At 72.6% G+C, this 16405-nt stretch carries 17 protein-coding genes; 12 read left to right on the top strand and 5 right to left on the bottom strand.

Annotation, left to right across the window (positions count from 1 at the left end; translation table 11 throughout):
- Positions 1-126: 126 nt before the first annotated feature.
- Positions 127-402: a GNAT family N-acetyltransferase gene (locus ACLBYE_RS09805; protein ID WP_447694012.1), complete on the top strand. Its 276-nt coding sequence runs from the start codon at positions 127-129 to the stop codon at positions 400-402.
- 333 nt (positions 403-735) lie between these two features.
- Here ACLBYE_RS09805 and ACLBYE_RS09800 read toward each other — a convergent pair whose 3' ends face one another.
- Both ACLBYE_RS09800 and ACLBYE_RS09795 read right to left on the bottom strand, forming a co-directional pair.
- A complete protein-coding gene (locus ACLBYE_RS09800) occupies positions 736-2028 on the bottom strand; it encodes a TAXI family TRAP transporter solute-binding subunit (RefSeq protein WP_447694011.1) in 1293 nt (430 codons plus the stop codon).
- Positions 2029-2149: 121 nt separating this feature from the next.
- The gene (locus ACLBYE_RS09795; protein WP_447694010.1) at positions 2150-2818 is read right to left on the bottom strand and encodes a PAS domain-containing protein; all 669 of its coding nucleotides are present in this window, start codon (positions 2816-2818) and stop codon (positions 2150-2152) included.
- Between the two features lie 154 nt (positions 2819-2972).
- Between ACLBYE_RS09795 and ACLBYE_RS09790 the strand changes: the two genes are divergently transcribed.
- Positions 2973-3212: a type II toxin-antitoxin system Phd/YefM family antitoxin gene (locus ACLBYE_RS09790; protein WP_447694041.1), complete on the top strand. Its 240-nt coding sequence runs from the start codon at positions 2973-2975 to the stop codon at positions 3210-3212.
- 4 nt (positions 3213-3216) lie between these two features.
- Positions 3217-3663: a PIN domain-containing protein gene (locus tag ACLBYE_RS09785; protein ID WP_447694009.1), complete on the top strand. Its 447-nt coding sequence runs from the start codon at positions 3217-3219 to the stop codon at positions 3661-3663.
- A 53-nt stretch (positions 3664-3716) separates the two neighbouring features.
- Here the strand turns inward: ACLBYE_RS09785 and ACLBYE_RS09780 are convergent, their stop codons facing one another.
- Positions 3717-4328, bottom strand: coding sequence for a TetR/AcrR family transcriptional regulator (locus ACLBYE_RS09780; protein WP_447694008.1), 612 nt, complete (start codon positions 4326-4328; stop codon positions 3717-3719).
- Between the two features lie 293 nt (positions 4329-4621).
- Between ACLBYE_RS09780 and ACLBYE_RS09775 the strand changes: the two genes are divergently transcribed.
- The gene (locus ACLBYE_RS09775) at positions 4622-5707 is read left to right on the top strand and encodes an alpha/beta hydrolase family protein (RefSeq protein WP_447694007.1); all 1086 of its coding nucleotides are present in this window, start codon (positions 4622-4624) and stop codon (positions 5705-5707) included.
- An 85-nt stretch (positions 5708-5792) separates the two neighbouring features.
- Here the strand turns inward: ACLBYE_RS09775 and ACLBYE_RS09770 are convergent, their stop codons facing one another.
- Positions 5793-6356, bottom strand: coding sequence for a TetR/AcrR family transcriptional regulator C-terminal ligand-binding domain-containing protein (locus ACLBYE_RS09770; protein ID WP_447694006.1), 564 nt, complete (start codon positions 6354-6356; stop codon positions 5793-5795).
- Positions 6357-6458: 102 nt separating this feature from the next.
- Between ACLBYE_RS09770 and ACLBYE_RS09765 the strand changes: the two genes are divergently transcribed.
- Entirely contained in the window at positions 6459-7664 is a 1206-nt protein-coding gene (locus tag ACLBYE_RS09765) for an MFS transporter (RefSeq protein ID WP_447694005.1), read from the top strand.
- Between the two features lie 240 nt (positions 7665-7904).
- Entirely contained in the window at positions 7905-9035 is a 1131-nt protein-coding gene (locus tag ACLBYE_RS09760) for an epoxide hydrolase family protein (protein WP_447694004.1), read from the top strand.
- Positions 9036-9093: 58 nt separating this feature from the next.
- On the opposite strand, the gene ACLBYE_RS09755 is transcribed toward ACLBYE_RS09760, so the two are convergent.
- Positions 9094-10005, bottom strand: coding sequence for an MBL fold metallo-hydrolase (locus ACLBYE_RS09755; RefSeq protein WP_447694003.1), 912 nt, complete (start codon positions 10003-10005; stop codon positions 9094-9096).
- Positions 10006-10183: 178 nt separating this feature from the next.
- Between ACLBYE_RS09755 and ACLBYE_RS09750 the strand changes: the two genes are divergently transcribed.
- The 6 genes from ACLBYE_RS09750 to ACLBYE_RS09725 all read left to right on the top strand — a co-directional run bounded on the left by ACLBYE_RS09750 (position 10184) and on the right by ACLBYE_RS09725 (position 16335).
- On the top strand, positions 10184-11524 hold the full coding sequence (locus tag ACLBYE_RS09750; RefSeq protein ID WP_447694002.1) for a sensor histidine kinase: 1341 nt from the start codon (positions 10184-10186) through the stop codon (positions 11522-11524).
- 8 nt (positions 11525-11532) lie between these two features.
- Complete coding sequence (locus tag ACLBYE_RS09745) at positions 11533-12192, top strand: response regulator (RefSeq protein ID WP_447694001.1); 660 nt, start codon at positions 11533-11535, stop codon at positions 12190-12192.
- Between the two features lie 353 nt (positions 12193-12545).
- Positions 12546-12920, top strand: a complete 375-nt coding sequence (locus ACLBYE_RS09740) for a hypothetical protein (RefSeq protein ID WP_447694000.1) — start codon at positions 12546-12548, stop codon at positions 12918-12920.
- 91 nt (positions 12921-13011) lie between these two features.
- Entirely contained in the window at positions 13012-13866 is an 855-nt protein-coding gene (locus tag ACLBYE_RS09735) for an SMP-30/gluconolactonase/LRE family protein (protein ID WP_447693999.1), read from the top strand.
- A 67-nt stretch (positions 13867-13933) separates the two neighbouring features.
- Positions 13934-15763: a glycoside hydrolase family 15 protein gene (locus ACLBYE_RS09730; RefSeq protein ID WP_447693998.1), complete on the top strand. Its 1830-nt coding sequence runs from the start codon at positions 13934-13936 to the stop codon at positions 15761-15763.
- Positions 15764-15822: 59 nt separating this feature from the next.
- Positions 15823-16335 (top strand): hypothetical protein, encoded by a 513-nt coding sequence (locus ACLBYE_RS09725; RefSeq protein WP_447693997.1) that lies wholly within the window; start codon positions 15823-15825, stop codon positions 16333-16335.
- Positions 16336-16405: the final 70 nt, after the last annotated feature.

Here is a 16405-nt window from a genome sequence, read left to right as displayed (position 1 = left end):
TATGAGCCTGGGAGGCGGGATCTTCGGGGCCGGGATCTCCGGAACGCGGCCGGTGGCGCCCGCGGACCTCGCGGAGCACCCGGCCGACGCGGCGCTCCCGATCCGAGCCAGGGCCCGAGGACGACGATGACCGATACGCTGCGCGACAACGTCGAGCGAGGCCGCTTCGAGCTGCAGGTCGGCGGTGACGTCGCCTTCGCGACCTATCGTCGGGAACCCGGCCAGCTCGTCATCAGCCACGTCTACGCGCCGCCGGTCCTGCGCGGCACCGGGGCGGCCGGCCGGCTCATGGAAGGCGTCGCGGCGCACGCGCGCGCCGAGGGCGATCGGATCGTGCCCCTGTGCGGCTACGCCCGGGCGTGGCTGCGCGGGCATCGGACGCATCGCGACCTGCTCGCGTGAGGCCGCGACCGGGCCGGGATCGGCCGCAGCCGGGGGCCGGTGGCGGGATCGCTCGGCGCTAGAGCCGTTCCCGATCGGGTTGGGACGGGGGCGATCGGCGAGCCCGTGCCGAACGAGGCGCGGGTCCCCTCTCCCGTGCGGGAGAGGGACAGGGTGAGGGCTGAGAACAGTCCGGAAGAGTCGCGGCCTGTACGGGCATCGGCGGCCTGTTCAGTCCTGATCCTTCGCGTCCCTCACCCCAACCCTCTCCCGCACGGGAGAGGGGGGCCGGCGCGGCTGGCGAGACCGGGCTCGCCGTCCTTCCCGACCGTTGCAACATGGTCGGATACGGCTCTAGGACATCCGTTGCCCCACGTGCCGCCGCCGGCGCTGGACGGCCTCCCGGACATGCGCGACGAGCAGGGCGACGAGGCGGATCTCGACGCTCTCCGTCCGCCTGTGGGCCTCCATCCGGATCGTCTCCGCCGCGAGCGCGTCGGCCTCCCGCTCCAGATGATCGAGCTCGACCGGATCGGCGCTCGACACGGACAGCCAGATCTCCAGGAGGCGCATGACCCGGGTGGGCGGCTGCAGCGGCCGGAAGCGCCGATACAGCCCGATGCCCGCCGCGCCGAGGGAGGCCAGCGCGCTGATCATGAGCCCGACCCAGTAGGCCGCGTTCTGCGCCTGATCGCTCAGGCTGGGCTGGTTCCCGGTCAGGTACGCCGTGGCGCCCGGGTGGATCGGGAGCGCCTGGACCTTGTCGTCGGTGTCGGGGGCCTCGATGCCGGCCAGATCGTCGTCGAGCGCGACGAGCCGCGGCTTGCCGGTGAGAACCTCGCGGGTGATCTCGCCGGCGAGCCAGTCCGGCATGGCGCCGCGGGCCACGAGCCGGTGGCTGACGGACAGCGTGGTGATGTCGTCGCCCGGGGCCGGCAGGGAGCCGAGGAAGGCGCCCTTGGGCACGTCGATCGTGTCGAGCACGGGGTGCTCCTTGGCGATCGCCGCCGCCTCGTCGACCTCGAACAGCTTCACCGTCCCGGAGCCTTTGCGCAGCGCCGTGAACAGCGGCAGCCACAGCGCGCTCCCGACCGGGGCCACCACGAACACCGAACCGATCTGTCGGTTGCGGGCGGCCTCCGTCAGCTGGTCGATCGTCAGGATCCTGCGATGCACGCTGCTCGGGGGCACGCCGAAATGCGTCAGGATCAGGTCGAGCAGGCGCGGGTCGAGCTTCCGCCCGTCGAGGAGACCGACGGTGCTGCCCCGCAGCTTGGCGACGCTGTCGACGGGGCTGCCCCCGGGCGCGACGAAGACCACCGCGTCGCGGCGCAGGATGACCAGGGTCTGCCCGTCCTTCGGCGCGGCGTCGCTGCGCACCAGGGCGAGCTGGGTCTCGCCCTTGTCGAGGGCCGCCGAGGCGCCGAGGCGATCCGGCTCGAAGATCGTCCGGATGCGCACCCGCGGATGCTGGGTCTGGAAGAGCTGCGTGAGGGCCTGCGCGGCCTCCCGATCCTCGGTGCTGGTCTTGGCGACAGCGATGTCGAGGGAGAGCAGGCCGAGGAGGAGATGGATGAGCAGGGCAGCGACGGCGGCCCCGGCGATGACGCCGAGGACGATGATTGTCGTTCTGGAACGCCGGATCATCCGTGCCGCGCTGTTCTGCCGATCCGCCAGCATAGCGCGCGTGTCCGGCCCAGTCTCCCGCTCCCGGACAGGATCGGACGACGCTCCGTCCCATGCTGTATCGGACGCCGGCGCGCCGCGATCAGTTCATCTGGCGGTGCCGGTCCTGGACCTCCTGGAGGGCGAGCCTGCGGCCCAGCGTCATCAGCAGCGCTTCGGCCTGCGCCTTGAGCTCCGCGTCCCGCAGCTCGCTGATCGCGTACATCGCCGCGATGGCGTGATCCGCTGCCAGCTCGAGGGGCGATGTCTCCGCACGCGGCACGGCCTCGTCGGCCATGTCCTCGAACATCCGCATCCGGGTGATGTCGAGGAGGATGCCGCTGCCGCCCTGCGGCCGCCCGACATGATCGCCGGTGAAGCGCCCGCGCACCAGGACCCAGCGCGTCCGACCGTCCGCCGAGGTCACCCGATGCTCGGCAAGGTAGGGTGTCCCCTCGCGGGCGCTGCGCCGAATCAGATCATCGATCCGCTCGCGATCGTCCGCGTGGATGCTGCTCATGTAGCGGCCGAGCGGGACGCCTTCCTCGGCCACGGCCGGATCGACGTTGTACACCAGGGCGACGAAGGCGTCGGCCCGCACCCGATCGACGCCCGCGTCCCATTCCCAGCGGCCGACGACGTCGAGCGCGTCCAGCGCCGTCTGGAAGGTTTCCGAGGCTGTTTGCCCGTCTAGGGGCTTAAAAGCTGCCACCCGAGCACCCGTATTCAGTGAACAGTAACATACGTTGGTCCTAAAACGCTGCAACCGCAAGGGGCATAATCTGGTCCGCAATCAACTGTTGCGTGCCGGACACGGGTGGGCCCCGGCGAGCCGTCGGGGTCGGGTGCCGACGACCGGCCGCGCGCCGCCCTTGCGGATCGGAACCTGGACACCTATTATGACCACAGTGGTCACGGAGGGCGCCATGCAGGAGATCCAGCTTCGGGACGCCAAGGCGACGCTGTCGGCCGTCATCGACCAAGCGAAGCAGGGCGCGCCCTCGATCATCACCCGCCACGGCCGCCCCGAGGCCGTGCTGCTCAGCTTCGAGGACTGGCAGCGGCTGTCCCGCGTCCCGTCGTTCGGCCGCCTGCTCATGGCCGCGCCCCTCGCGGCGGACGACCTCCCCTCCCCGTCCGGCGGGCTCAGAAGCGCCGAGCTGTGAGGCGGTGTATCTCGTCGACACCAACGTGCTCTCGGCCGGCGCGCCGACCAAGGCCGTTCCGGCCGTCGAACTGACCGACTGGATGGACCGGAACAGCGCGGGGCTCCACCTCTCGGTCGTCACGATCGCCGAGATCGAGGACGGCATCGCGAAGAGCCGCAGGGACGGTGCCGCGCGCAAGGCCGAGCGCCTCGCGGCGTGGCTGGAGACCTTGCTGCACCTGTACGCCGCCAAGGTCCTCCCGATCGACCTCGCCGTCGCGCGCCACATCGGCGGGTTGTCCGATCTGGCGCGCGGACAGGGGCACGCGCCCGGCTTCGCGGATCTCGCGATCGCCGCCACGGCGCGCTGCAACGGCTGGACGGTCCTGACCCGGAACGTGCGGCACTTCGCGCCGCTCGGCGTTCCCGCCTGCGATCCCTTCGTCGCGCTGCCGGCCGATGGGCGGTGACGGCGTTGCGCCCGTCACCGCGGGGCCGCGGCGGCGTGCCGATCGCGGCGGGGCTATCGGGACGGTGTGCAGAACTCGGCCGTGAGACCGGCGAAGGCCGCCCGCAGGAAGGCGTCCACGGGCCGGTCGCCGCCCGCCTGGATCCAGGCCTCGATCGCCAGGCGCATCGCACCGAGCGACGCCATGGCGACGAGGCGCAGCGGCGCGCTGCGGACGGGATCCGGCCAGCGCTCGATCAGCGCGGCATGCAGGGCCTGCTCGTGCAGGCCGTAGGCTGCCTGCTTGCGGGCCTTCAGGGTCTCGCTGGACCGCATGACGCGATCGATACTGATGAACTCCTGGGTCCGGAAACCCGTCGACAGCGCCAGCAGGGCGTCCCGGACGGCCTCGACCGGGACCTTGCCCTCCGGCTGGGCCAGGACGGCCTTGCGCAGCGCCGCGCCGAAGCCGCGCATCTGCCAGTCCAGCAGGATCTCTTCCTTTGACTTGAAGTAGTAGAAGAAGGTTCGACGCGAGATGCCGGCCGCCTCGGAGATCGCATCCAGGGTCGTGGCCTCGTAGCCGTGCCGGCTGAACAACCGCAGGCCGGTCTCGGCGATCCGTTCCAGAGTCTCCTGCCGTTTTCGCGCGCGCAGGCTGCCGGGCTTCGGTGGCGGGCTCCCCATGCCCGCGTTGTGACATGCGATTCCGCACTTGCAAAGTTGCACGCGGTGCAATTATATTTTTACACCGAGTGCGATTTTGACGCGCGGTCTCGGGACGTGGTGCGGAGTCCGGTCGGGCGCCCGCCCCTTCCTGCCGATATCGGCAGCCTCGTTCGCCGTCGGGGCATCCGTCGGCGAACGGAATTCGGTTGGCGCGCGCCGGGGGGCGAGGACGCGTCGTGATCGGGCTGCGCCCGGCGACGCGCAGCTCGGCGAATCCTTGTGGCTCCCCTCCTCTCGCGAAAGCCCTCCCCATGCTCGAGTGTACCGGTCCGACAGCGGCACGGCCGTTGCCCAACCGTCGGCAGATCGGCGCCATGCTGCTGGGAACCCTGGCTGCGGGTGTGACGCGTCCGGCCGCGGCGGAGCCCGTCGTCGAGGACGTCCGGATCGTCGACTTCGACTGGGTCGACGGCGCGCGCCAGCGACCGGTGCCGGTACGCCTGTACTGGCCGAACACGTCGTCGCTCCGGCGGCGCGTCCCGCTGGTCGTGTTCTCGCACGGTCTCGGGCAGTCCCGGACCGGCTACAGCTATCTCGGTCGGCACTGGTCGTCCCACGGGATCGCGAGCCTGCACCTGCAGCACGTCGGCAGCGACAGCTCCGTCTGGACCGGCAACCCCTTGGCCCTGCTCGACCGGATCGAGCGGGCGGCGCAGGAACGGGAGGCGATCGCCCGGGCGCGCGACCTGCGCTTCGCCCTGGACCGCCTCCTCGTTCAGGACGGGGGCGCTTTCGGAGACCGGATCGACCCGCGCCGGATCGTGGCGGCCGGCCATTCCTACGGCGCCAACACGACTCTGATCGCCGCGGGCGCGCGCGTCATCCGGGAGGGGCACGCCCTTCAGGCGCGGGATCCGCGGATCGCGGCCGGGATCGTGATCTCGGCGCCGCCCTTCTACGGCGAGCGCGACCTGCGGGCCGTCCTGGGCGCCGTCGAGATCCCGACCTTGCACGTGACCGCGACCGAGGATGTCATCCAGCTGCCCGGTCGCACCTCGCCGTTCAGCGATCGCCTCGCCGTGTACGAGGCGATCGCGACGCCCCGGAAGTCCTTGGCGGTCTTCCAGGGCGGCTCGCACAGTATCTTCACCGACCGTCCCCTCACGGGCGGTCTGAACCTGAACCCGCAGGTCAAGGCGGCCACCGCCGCCGGGACGCTGGCCTTTCTCGACCTGGCCTTCCGCGGCGATCCGGAGCCGCTACGCGCGTGGTCCTCGACCTGGCGACCGATCCTCGCCGTCGCGCCCGCGGGCTACGCGAGCGCGTCGCTGGCACAACCCGCGATAGCGACCCGCGGAAAGGACCGGACGCGCGCCCATCCCGTGCAGCCGCTCTGAAAGGCCGGTCGGCGCGGCCCTTCGCGGCTGAGGTCACGCGCCCGGCCTCATCCGCGAGGTCGGTGCACCGGGTCGGCGCCTCGGGTCAGGTCGCTTCGCGCGCCGTCAAGGTGCGGTCGACCAGCTCGAGGATCCGCTCCCGGTTCAGCGCGGTCCCGAACAGGATCCGGTAGAGGATCGGCGAGATGACCCCGTCCAGCACTGCCTCGGGGTCCGGGAAGGCCTCGCCGCGGGCCACGGCCCGATCCGCGATGATCGCGATCTGATCGCGGGTGAAGCTGCAGCATCGCTGGGCACAGTTCGCGTCCGCCGCCGCCAGAACGTCCCGGATCATCTCCCGCCCCGGCGCGGACGACATCTCGTCCGCGTACTGCTCCGCCCACGCCTCGAGATCGGTCCGGCCGCTCCCGGTATCGGCCGGCTCGCCGTCGGGACGCAGCCGCTCGACCGCGACATCGGCCAAGAGCTCGGCGAGCGTGCCCCACCGCCGGTAGATCGTCGACGGCGTCACGCCGGCCGCGGCCGCCACCAGGGGCACCGTGATCTCCGAACGGTCAGTCGTGGTCAGGAGCGCGCGCACGGCCGCCTGAACCGAAGTCTGCACCCGCGCGCTGCGGCCGCCCGGACGCGGCCCTTGCCTCGTCGTCATCCTGCACTCTGCCATCTGGGGCGCCACAAACGCAAAGATATTGCGTTTGTGGCGCGGAGGGCCTACGCATCAAACGCAACGGATTAGCCTTTAGGTTCGCCAATGACCAGGGACCGCAAGCTGAAAGTTGTGGCTGTCGCGGGCAGCGGCACGCTGTTCTTCCACGCGGCGGTGCTCGGCACCTTCCTCGCCGCGTCCGCCGCTCCGACACCGCTGTACCGGTTCTACCAGGAGACCTACGCGCTCTCCCCCGTGCTCACGACCGCGGTGTTCGCGGTCTACGCGCTGGCGCTCCTCAAGGCGCTCCTCGTCGCCGGGTCGATCTCGGACCATCTGGGCCGACGGCCGGTGATCTTCGGCGCGCTGCTCCTCGAGCTGGCGGCGATGGCCCTGTTCACGACGGCCAACGGGGCGTGGGGACTCATCGCGGCGCGCTTCGTCCAGGGCGTGGCGACCGGCATCGCGGCGAGTTCGCTCGGCGCCGCGCTCGTCGACGTCGACCGGGCGCGGGCCCAGCTCGTGAACGCGATCATGCCGCTGATCGGAATGGCGGCGGGCGCGCTCGGGACCAGCGCCCTCGTGCAGTACGGCCCGCATCCCCTCCACCTCGTCTACGCGATCCTGGGCGCGGTGTTCGCCGTGCAGGCCGCGCTCCTCTGGCTCACGCCCGAGACCGGGGTGCGCCGCGCGGGCGCCCTGCGGGCCCTGAGGCCGCGCGTCGTGATTCCGCCGCAGGTCAGACGGCCGCTGGCCGCGATCACGCCGACCAACATCGCGACCTGGATGCTCGGAGGCTTCTATCTCTCCATCGTCCCCTCGCTGGTCGTCGCCGCGACGGGCAGCCGGACCCCGTTGACGAGCGGCGTCATGGTCGCGGCCCTGATGGTCGCCGGCGCCTTCGCGGTCCTCCAGCGGCGTGGACGCGACGCCGCGGCCAACCTGACGATCGGGACGCTCGCCATGACCGCCGGCCTCGTCATCGTGCTCGCCGGCATGCACGGCGGGAGCGTGCCGGTCCTGATCGCCGGGACCCTGGTCGGCGGGGCCGGCTTCGGGACGAGCTTCCTCGGCGCCCTCGGGACGATCGTCCCGCTGGCGAAGCCGAGCGAGCGGGCCGAGCTCCTCGCGAGTTACTACGTCGAGAGCTACCTGGCGTTCAGCCTGCCGGTGATCTGTGCCGGGTATCTCGTGCGCCGGATCGGCTACGTGACGACCGCTGACCTCTACGCGGCCGCGATCCTCGCCATGAGCGCGGCCGGGTTCCTGGCGCGGCGGGCGTTGACGTCGCGACGCGTCTCGCCCGGCTGACATGCCGTGCCCTGGCTGCGGCGCTCCGGTCGGGTCCGCGTCCCGGAAGGGCACCGAAGCCGGCCGCCGGGCGCTGAGGGTCTACGCGCGATCGCGCCGCGCGGCCAACAGCCGTCGTGCCGGCCGAGGCGATCCCGGCGCGACCGTCCCGGTCCGGTCGCGTTGACCCGGATCAACGTCGCGCGAACGGGACGGCCGGTATCGGCGCGCTCCCGGGACGCGGAGCCGAGCGGAGGCATCATGCGAGACTTCACCGTCGCCTGGGACGCGAACCGGCTGGAATGGGTGCGGGAGCGCGTGCGGGCCTACCGCATGCCGCGCCTGCCGACGGGGGCCGGCTGGCGCTACGGCTGCGATCCGGACGTCCTGGCCGCCCTGTGCGCCCACTGGCTCGACGGCTTCGACGAGGCCGCCGCCGCGGCCGAGCTCAACCGCTTCCCGCAGATCCTGGCCCGCGTCGAGGATCTCGACCTGCACGCCGTCCACGTCGTCGGCGAGGCGGAAGGCCGGCGCCCGCTGCTGCTGATCCACGGCTGGCCGGGTTCGATCTACGAATTCTGGTCGGTGATCGAGCCCCTGGCCTTCCCGTCGCGCCACGGCGGACGGCCGGAGGACGCGTTCGACCTCGTGATCCCGGCGCTGCCCGGCTTCGGCTTCTCGGGCAAACCCGCCGCGCCGATCGGCGCGCGCAGCACGGCGCGGCTGTTCGACCGCCTGATGCGCGAGACGCTGGGCTACCCGCGCTACCGGGTGCAGGGCGGCGACTGGGGCGCCGGGGTCGCGGCCTGGCTCGGCCTGGACCACGCCGCGTCGCTGGAGGCGATCCACCTGAACTACCTGCTGGTGCAGCCCGATGCCGAGCCGGAGAGCGCGGCGGAGCGGGCTTGGCAGAAGCAGGCCGGAGCCACCCAGCAGGCGCTCGGGGCCTACGCGCAGCTGCAGGGCACCAAGCCGCTCTCGCTGGGCTACGCCATGGCGGACGAACCGGTGGCGCAGCTGGCGTGGCTGGTCGAGCGCTTCCACGACTGGGCCGACCTCCGGGAGCGGCCCTTCGCGCAGGTCTTCTCGAACGATCAGCTCCTGACCAACGCCCTGCTCTACATCCTCACCGATTCCTTCGCGACGGCGACGTGGTTCTACGCCGGCGCGCAGCAGGAAGGTGTGCGCCGGATGCCGCCGGGGCGGCGCGTCACGGTGCCGACGGCCTTCTCGGCCTACCCGGATCCGCGCACGCCCGCGCCGCCGCGAGAGTGGCTGGAGCGCGGCTACGCGGTCTCGCGCTGGCAGACGATGCCCCGCGGCGGGCACTTCGCCGCCATGGAGGCCCCGGACCTGTTCGTCCGGGACCTGCGGGACTGGGGCCGCGGCTGACGGCGTCGTCCCGCCGCATCGCGGACTCAGCCGGACCGGGCGGCACGGACCGGATCCTCTAGATCAGCGCGTAGCCCGCCCCGTCCCGCTCGATCCGCCCGCGGGCGGCGAGGTGCATCCCGGTCACGCTCAGGCCCTCCGCCGCCGCGCGGTCGAGGATGCGCCGGCGGGTCGCGATCGCCTCCGCCGGATCCAAGTCCCAGATGACGGTCCAGTCCGGGTGCGGCATCTGCAGCAGCCGCGAGTGGATGATGTCGCCCCAGATCAGCAACCGGTCCGCGCCGTCCGCGATCAGCACACCCATGTGACCCGGCGTATGGCCCGGGAGCGGCATCGCGTGGATGCCGGGGGCGAGCTCGACCTCGTCCGAGACGCGGCGGATCCGATCGGGGTACGCGGCGAGCACGGCCTGCGCCGTCTCGAACATCGGCCGCAGAGCGTCGGGCGCGGCGGCCCGCGCTCCCGCATCCGACCAGTAGGCGACCTCGCGCTCCTGCACCACGAGCTCGGCGTTCGCGAACCGCGCCAGGCGGCCCGGCGTGAGGAGACCGCCCGCGTGGTCGGCGTGGAGATGGCTCAGCCAGATGGTCTCGACCTGGTCGGGCCGCACGCCCTCCGCCGCCAGCGCGGCGGTCACCCGGTTGAAGTCCGGTCCGAAGACCGTGCCGCAGCCCGCGTCGAGCAGCCAGTGGCGCGCGCCGCGCCGGATCAGGAAGGCGTTGACCGGCTCCGGCGACGGACCGTCCCCGGGAAGACCGGCACCCTTCAACAGAGCCCGTCCGGCCAGGCTCTCGGCCGCGGGCATCATGCGCGGCTCCAGCGGGAACAGCCCGTCGCGCAGGGGCGTCACGGTGAAGGCGCCGACCCGGTAGGGCGCGGCTCCGGTCGCGGCCGCGCCGGGCCGGTGCAGGCCGAGCGGCAGCAGGGTGGCGGCGGCGAGCAGGCTGCGGCGGGACAGGTGAGAGGCCATGGCGGGCTCCGCGGGAGACGGGACGCCGCCATCCTGCGGGGCGTGCGGGGCGCGGGCCAGGGACGTCCTCCCGCGCACGGCCGGGCATTCTTCCCGCGCTGCGTCGGCGCGGCTTGCGCGCCGGGCCCTTCCCGGTGCCAGATCGGCACGTCGCTTCGAGCCCGGCCGTTTCGCCCCCATGAGCCTGCCCGCGCATCTCGGCCTACGCCTCTTCGTGGTCGCCCTCCTGTGCCTGGCCGGAGCGGTCGCCTGGACCGGCTTCACGGCCCAGACGAGCCTGCAGCGGGAGGCCGCGACCTCGGCGGAGCGGATCGCCGCGCAGCTCGCGCGTCAGCCGGGCCTCGGCAGCGCCGGCCCGGTCGCGATGCCCGCCGCGCCGCCGCAGACCGCACCGGCCCTCCTCACCATCCTCCCGGGGATCTGCGCCGACATCCAGCTCGGCGTCGAGTTGCCCCGGCGCGTCTGCGGCGACTGGGATGGCCTCGACGCCGCCCCCGCGTGGTTCCGGGACGCGGTCACGGGGGACGCCGCGGCCGCGCCGACGATCCGCGCGATCGTCTTCCGCGAGCGCACGATCGGCAGCGTCACCGCTTGGCCCGATCCGACCGCCGCGGCGGCCCGCGTCTGGCAGCGGGTGCGTCTCGCGGGCGGGCTCGCGCTCGCTCTGACGGCGGCGACACTGCTCCTCAACTGGCTCGCGGTCATGCGCCTCGTCGCGCCCGCCGGGCAGATCGTGCTCGGGCTGGCGAGGCTCGACGCGGCCCGCACCCGGTCGCCGCTGCCGCGCTTCGCCGCCGCCGAGTTCGACCGGATCGCCCGCGCCTGCGATGACCTCGCCGACCGGCTCGCCAGCGCCGAGGCCGCGCGCGCGGAGCTGATGCGGCGGCTCGTCACGGTGCAGGAAGAGGAGCGGCAGGCGCTCGCGCGGGACCTGCACGACGCCTTCGGCCAGTGCCTCGCCGCCGCGGGCGCCCGGGCAGCCGCGATCGAACTCGCCGCGCCCGACGACCGCGAGGATCTGCGCGCGGACGCGCGCGGCATCGAGGCCGTCCTCGCCACCATGCGGGAGAGCCTGCGCGGGGCTCTGGCACGCCTCGAACTGCCCGACCTCGCCGAGACCGGGCTGGAGGACGCGCTGCGGGGCCTCGTGGCGGATTGGCGTGCGCAGCTCAGGTCCGGCCCGGACCTCCATCTCGACGTGGCCGGCGACCTCGCCGACATGCCCGTGACCGTGTCGGCGAGCCTCTACCGCATCGCGCAAGAGCTCCTGACCAACGCCCTCCGCCACGGGCGTCCGAGCCGGATCTTCCTGCGGGTCGTCCGGACGGAGACCGGAACGCGGGCGGTGACGCTCACGCTGGACGACGACGGCAGGGGCGATGTCTCCCGCGCGGCCTCCGGGACGGGCCGCGGCCTCGTCGGCATCCGCGCGCGGCTCGCCGCCCTCGGCGGCAGCTTCACGCTGACCGGCACCGGCAGCGGGATCCGCGCCTGCGCGACCGTCCCGACCGCGGTCTGAGGCGTCTCATGGCCACGTCCATCCTCCTCGTCGACGACCATCCGGTGGTGCGCGAGGGCTATCGCCGCCTGATCGAGCGACAGCCGGGACTCGCCGTGACGGCGGAGGCGGCGAGCGCGGCGGAGGCCTACCGCCAGTACAAGGCGCACGAACCGGATCTCGTGATCCTCGACCTGTCGCTTCCGGGGCCGAGCGGCATCGAGGCCATCCGGCACATCCGCCAGTGGGACGGGGCGGCCCGCATCCTGGTCTTCAGCATGCGCACCGGGGCCGTCGTCGCGCGCCGAGCCTTCGCCGCGGGGGCGTGCGGCTACATCACCAAGGCGAGCCCGCCGCGCGCGTTGCTGGCGGCGGTGGCGGCCGTGCTGCGCGGCGAGCGGGCGATGAGCGCCGACATCGCGCACGCGATCGCCCAGGACGACGTGGCGGGCGGGCGCTCGGCCGTCGACGCGCTGAGCCCGCGGGAAGTCGAGATCCTGAGCCTGACCGCGGGGGGGATGACGGCGCAGGCCGTGGCCGAGGCCCTCTGCTTGAGCCTGAAGACGGTGCACAACAACCTGTCCGGGATCCGCGCCAAGCTCGGTGCCCGAACCGATGCACACCTCGTCTGGATCGCCGTGGGCGCCGGGCTCGTGGGCCCGCCCGAAGAGCTGGCCGGCAGGGCGTGACGGGGACCGCGCCCGCACGCGAACTCCGGGGACCACCGCCCCGCCCGGATCGCCGAGGCCCGCGTCTCGAGCCGCTCGACCGCGCGCGCACCTGTCCGAGTGACGGATGATCCTTCCCGACATCCATCGCTGAACTGCGCGCCGAGTTTAATCCGCGCCGATGCGTGCGTGAGGGCACTCCGCGATTGCATGTCACCATCTACTTTGCCATCGCGGCACGAAATGATGCGTGAAGTCACGGTTGGCGATTTTGCCGAGACTGCGGATTAAACGACGATTACATGGAAAGGGCGTCTCTGCTCTTGGTCGGCGAGGTGCGCCGGTCAGGGTTCGGCGGGGAGCACCCGCGCGCGATGGCCGCGTGGTCGATCGTGGATCTCCCGTCGGTCGTCGGCTCTCGCCCCGCGGACGAGGCGCGCATCACCGCGCAGGCAGATCGGATCGGAGATCGAATCGGGAGGCTCGCCATGACTGTCGGAACAGCAATGACGCGTGGAGCGATCATCGGCCTGGTCGCGCCGCTCATCTGCATCCACGCGGCGCTGGCAGCCGCGTTCACGGGGACGGGCGGCGGCCCTGAGACCACGATCAACGCGCCGTACCGCTCGTCGGTGGGGCAGACGGTGCCGCCCGGCGCGGGGGCCGCGCCGCTGCACGATCCGCGCGAACGGACGCGACGGCAGAAGGACCTCGACGCGGTCCTCGGCAGCGTCTGCGACAAGTGCTGACGCCGTCGCGACAGGTCCGCCTCGAACATCGACCGACACGAACGGGAACGAGCATTTGCGTCCTCCGCACGACATCCGAATTCTCAGCCAGGTGCGCTGCCACCTCGGTGAAGGACCGAGCTACGATCCGCGCACCGGGACGGCGTGGTGGGTCGATATCCTGGAAGCGCGCCTGTTCGAGAAGCCGATCGCCAGCGCCCAGAAGGCGCTCGTCCACGTCCTGCCCGTCCAGGTCAGTGACATCGCGGCGATCGACGGCGCCCACCAGCTGCTCTCGGCGGAGGACGGTCTCTACGTCCGGTCGATCCGGGACGGGGATATCCGGATGCTCTGCCCCCTCGAGGAGGATCTGCACGACAACCGGTCCAACGACGGCCGCGTCCATCCGAGCGGCGCGCTGTGGATCGGCACGATGGACCGCGACGCCACCAAGGGGCGCGGCTCGATCTATCACGTGGCCGGCACGAAGGTGCACCGCCTCTTCGGCGGCCTGACGATCCCCAACGGCATCAGCTTCTCGCCGGACGGCGCCACCGGCTACTTCGTCGATACCGACGTCGGCGTGCTTCACCGCGTCCCGCTCGATCCGAGGACCGGGCTGCCGCGGGGACCGGTCGAGATCCATTTCGACCACCGCGGCGGCGAGGGCGCGATCGACGGCGCCGCCGTGGATGCCGAGGGCCTGATCTGGACGGCGCGCTTCGGCGCCGGCTGCCTCGACGCCTACAGTCCCGCGGGCGAGCGGGTCCGCACCGTGTCGGTGCCGATGCGGCAGCCGACCTGTCCGACCTTCGCGGGACGCGACCTCGACCGCCTGCTGGTCACGTCCGCCTACGAGGGCATGGACGTGGCGGACCGCGCCGAGGATCCGGAACATGGCCGGACGATCCTGATCGACGTGGGCGCGCGGGGGCTGCTGGAGCCGGCCTTCCGGATATGCGCCTGACCGGGCCGGACCGCGGTCCTCGCCCGACCTCGGCCGCCGCTTCGAAGCGCAACACCCAGGAGACTTCATGACCGACGCGGGCGAGCGCCCCTATCAGCCCATCGATGCCTACGCCCTCCTCAGCAACTGCGAGGGGTGCGCGCTCGTCGCCCGCGACGGGTCGATCGACTGGGCCTGCCTGGAGCGCTTCGACGCCGACCCGGCCTTCTCCCGCCTGCTCGACCGCCGGCGCGGCGGCCATTTCTCCATCCGACCCGAGGGGCGGTACGAGACGGCGCGGCAGTACCTGAGCCGCAGCAACATCCTGGAGACCACCTTCACCACCCCGGACGGCTTCGTGACCCTGCACGACTTCATGGTCGGGCCGGAGGGCGGCCCGCACCGGCCGCGCCTGGTCCGGCTCGTCAGCGGCGTGTCGGGCCGTGTCCCGATGGTGGTCGCCTACCGGCCGCTGGCGGGCTTCGCCGAGTCCTTCGCGCCGCCGGAGATCGCGGGCGGCCGGGTGACGGCACCGGGATGCCCGGGCCTCGTCGCGGATGTCGAACTGGTGCGGGACGGCGCCGGGGCCGCCGCGCGTTTCGTCCTCGAGGGCGGGCAGGCGCGGAGCTTCAGCCTCTACGGCGATGCCCTGCCGGACGCCCCGCCGGACGCGCGCGCCCTGATGGAGCGGACGCGCAAGGCTTGGGTGCTGTGGACGCAGGACGCCGCCTACACGGGACCGCTCGCCGATGAGCTGATCCGGTCGGCGCTCGTGCTCAAGGCGCTGACATACGCGCCCACCGGCGCGATGGTCGCGGCGGCCACGACCTCCCTCCCGGAGGAGATCGGGGGGATCCGCAACTGGGATTACCGGTTCTGCTGGATCCGCGACGCGTGCCTGTCCTTCTACGTCCTGAAGAAGTTCGGCATGCTGCGCGAGGCCGAGGCCTTCTTCGGGTTCGTGTCCGACCTCTGCGCGCGGGCGGAGGGGCGGCTGCGGCCGCTCTACAGCGTCTCGGGCGAGGCCGACCTCGCCGAGACCACGATCGCGCATTTCGAGGGCTGGCGGGGCAGCGCGCCGGTGCGGGCGGGCAACGAGGCCGCCGAGCAGCATCAGGCCGACGCGTACGGGCAGGTGCTCGACCTGCTCTACCTCTACACACGCCTGGGCGGCACGCTCTCGGAAGCGATGCTCGGGCACGGCGCCCGGCTGGCCGACATCTCCGCCGCGCACTGGCACCGGCCCGACGCCGGTCTCTGGGAGCCGCGCAAGCCCGAGCAGCGCTACCTCCACGCGGCGATCATGAACTGGGTCGCCCTGGACCGGGCGATCCGCCTGTTCGGCCCGCGCGAGACGTGGTGCCGGGAGCGCGACCGGATCGTCGCCTGCGTGAACGGCCCGGGGATCCACCGGGACGGCTACTACCCGCAATATCTCGGCGGTGACGACGTCGACGCCGCCCTGCTGATGGCGCCTCTGGTCGGCTTCCCGGTCGACGAGGCCGCCTTCGCCCGGACCGTGGACGTCGTCATCGAGCGCCTCGGGCACGGCCACCTCGTCTACCGCTATCGGAACGACGACGGCCTGCCCGGCCACGAGGGCACCTTCCTGCTCTGCGCCTTCTGGCTGGTCGACGCCCTGCTCTGGCTCGGCCGGGACGCGGAGGCGCGGCTGCGCTTCAACGCCCTGCGCGCCCTCCAGAACGACGTCGGCCTCTACGCCGAGGAGGTCGCGCCGGACGGCGCCTTCCTGGGGAATTTCCCCCAGGCCTTCAGCCATCTCGGCTTCATCCACAGCGCCCTGATGCTCGACCTGTTCGACCACGGCGGTCGCGCGGCAGTGCAGGGCACCTACGCCGACCGGTCCCTGCGCGAGACGGCGTTGCGCCGGACACCGACCCTGGGCGGCCCCGACTGATCGCCGCGCGCCACCCGCCCCTCCGCTAACGCCACCCCTCACGCAGCACAGGAGTGCCCATGGCCCGATCGAGCCGTCACGAAGCCCGTCTCCTGAGCGTGGACGAGGCCGATCTCGTCGCGCGCTCGCATCACCCGAGACTCGGAGCGGCCGATGACGGCGGCTTGGTGGAACTGGTCGCGCGCCTTCGGGCAAGCCGCGACCGCGCGCGGGATATCTCCCGCCGGCAGCGCCGCGAGCTGCGCGGCAAGGCCGCCCCGTCCGGGGCGCGCGCCGCGACCGACAACACCGGGACCCGCCGGAAGGCCGCGGTGCTGGCAGCCGCGGTGAAGCGCGCCAGCAAGGAGAGCGAGCGCAGGCGGAACGCCCGGGCGCGCGGTCGCCTGGTCACGAGCTCCCGCAGGGCGCTGGCGATGAAGCAGGCCGCCGGCGATCACGGTCTCGCGCGACCGACCTCGCGCACCGCGCACGCTGGCATGCAGACCGTTCCGAACGACGGCCTCGCGCCGTCGGGCGCCCTCGACAGCGCGGGACACGAGATCGCGCGGCGGCGCGGCGGCGGCCCGCGTTAGCGCTAGGGCGTCTCTGCAAAGTCATCTGAGCCAGAGCATGGTCATGCCGAGCGTGACCATAGCGAGGGAG

It is taken from the genome of Methylobacterium sp. A52T (assembly GCF_053346095.1).
This window is presented reverse-complemented; position numbering and strand designations above follow the sequence as displayed.

Bases quoted from the DNA above. Each gene is read 5' to 3' on its own strand.
- ACLBYE_RS09760 (WP_447694004.1), top strand. From the start codon at position 7,905: ATGCGAGACTTCACCGTCGCCTGGGACGCGAACCGGCTGGAATGGGTG.
- ACLBYE_RS09775 (WP_447694007.1), top strand. From the start codon at position 4,622: ATGCTCGAGTGTACCGGTCCGACAGCGGCACGGCCGTTGCCCAACCGT.
- ACLBYE_RS09745 (WP_447694001.1), top strand. From the start codon at position 11,533: ATGGCCACGTCCATCCTCCTCGTCGACGACCATCCGGTGGTGCGCGAG.
- ACLBYE_RS09805 (WP_447694012.1), top strand. From the start codon at position 127: ATGACCGATACGCTGCGCGACAACGTCGAGCGAGGCCGCTTCGAGCTG.
- ACLBYE_RS09800 (WP_447694011.1), bottom strand. From the start codon at position 2,028: ATGATCCGGCGTTCCAGAACGACAATCATCGTCCTCGGCGTCATCGCC.
- ACLBYE_RS09755 (WP_447694003.1), bottom strand. From the start codon at position 10,005: ATGGCCTCTCACCTGTCCCGCCGCAGCCTGCTCGCCGCCGCCACCCTG.
- ACLBYE_RS09780 (WP_447694008.1), bottom strand. From the start codon at position 4,328: ATGGGGAGCCCGCCACCGAAGCCCGGCAGCCTGCGCGCGCGAAAACGG.
- ACLBYE_RS09770 (WP_447694006.1), bottom strand. From the start codon at position 6,356: ATGACGACGAGGCAAGGGCCGCGTCCGGGCGGCCGCAGCGCGCGGGTG.
- ACLBYE_RS09725 (WP_447693997.1), top strand. From the start codon at position 15,823: ATGGCCCGATCGAGCCGTCACGAAGCCCGTCTCCTGAGCGTGGACGAG.
- ACLBYE_RS09765 (WP_447694005.1), top strand. From the start codon at position 6,459: ATGACCAGGGACCGCAAGCTGAAAGTTGTGGCTGTCGCGGGCAGCGGC.
- ACLBYE_RS09740 (WP_447694000.1), top strand. From the start codon at position 12,546: ATGGCCGCGTGGTCGATCGTGGATCTCCCGTCGGTCGTCGGCTCTCGC.
- ACLBYE_RS09750 (WP_447694002.1), top strand. From the start codon at position 10,184: ATGAGCCTGCCCGCGCATCTCGGCCTACGCCTCTTCGTGGTCGCCCTC.
- ACLBYE_RS09790 (WP_447694041.1), top strand. From the start codon at position 2,973: ATGCAGGAGATCCAGCTTCGGGACGCCAAGGCGACGCTGTCGGCCGTC.
- ACLBYE_RS09730 (WP_447693998.1), top strand. From the start codon at position 13,934: ATGACCGACGCGGGCGAGCGCCCCTATCAGCCCATCGATGCCTACGCC.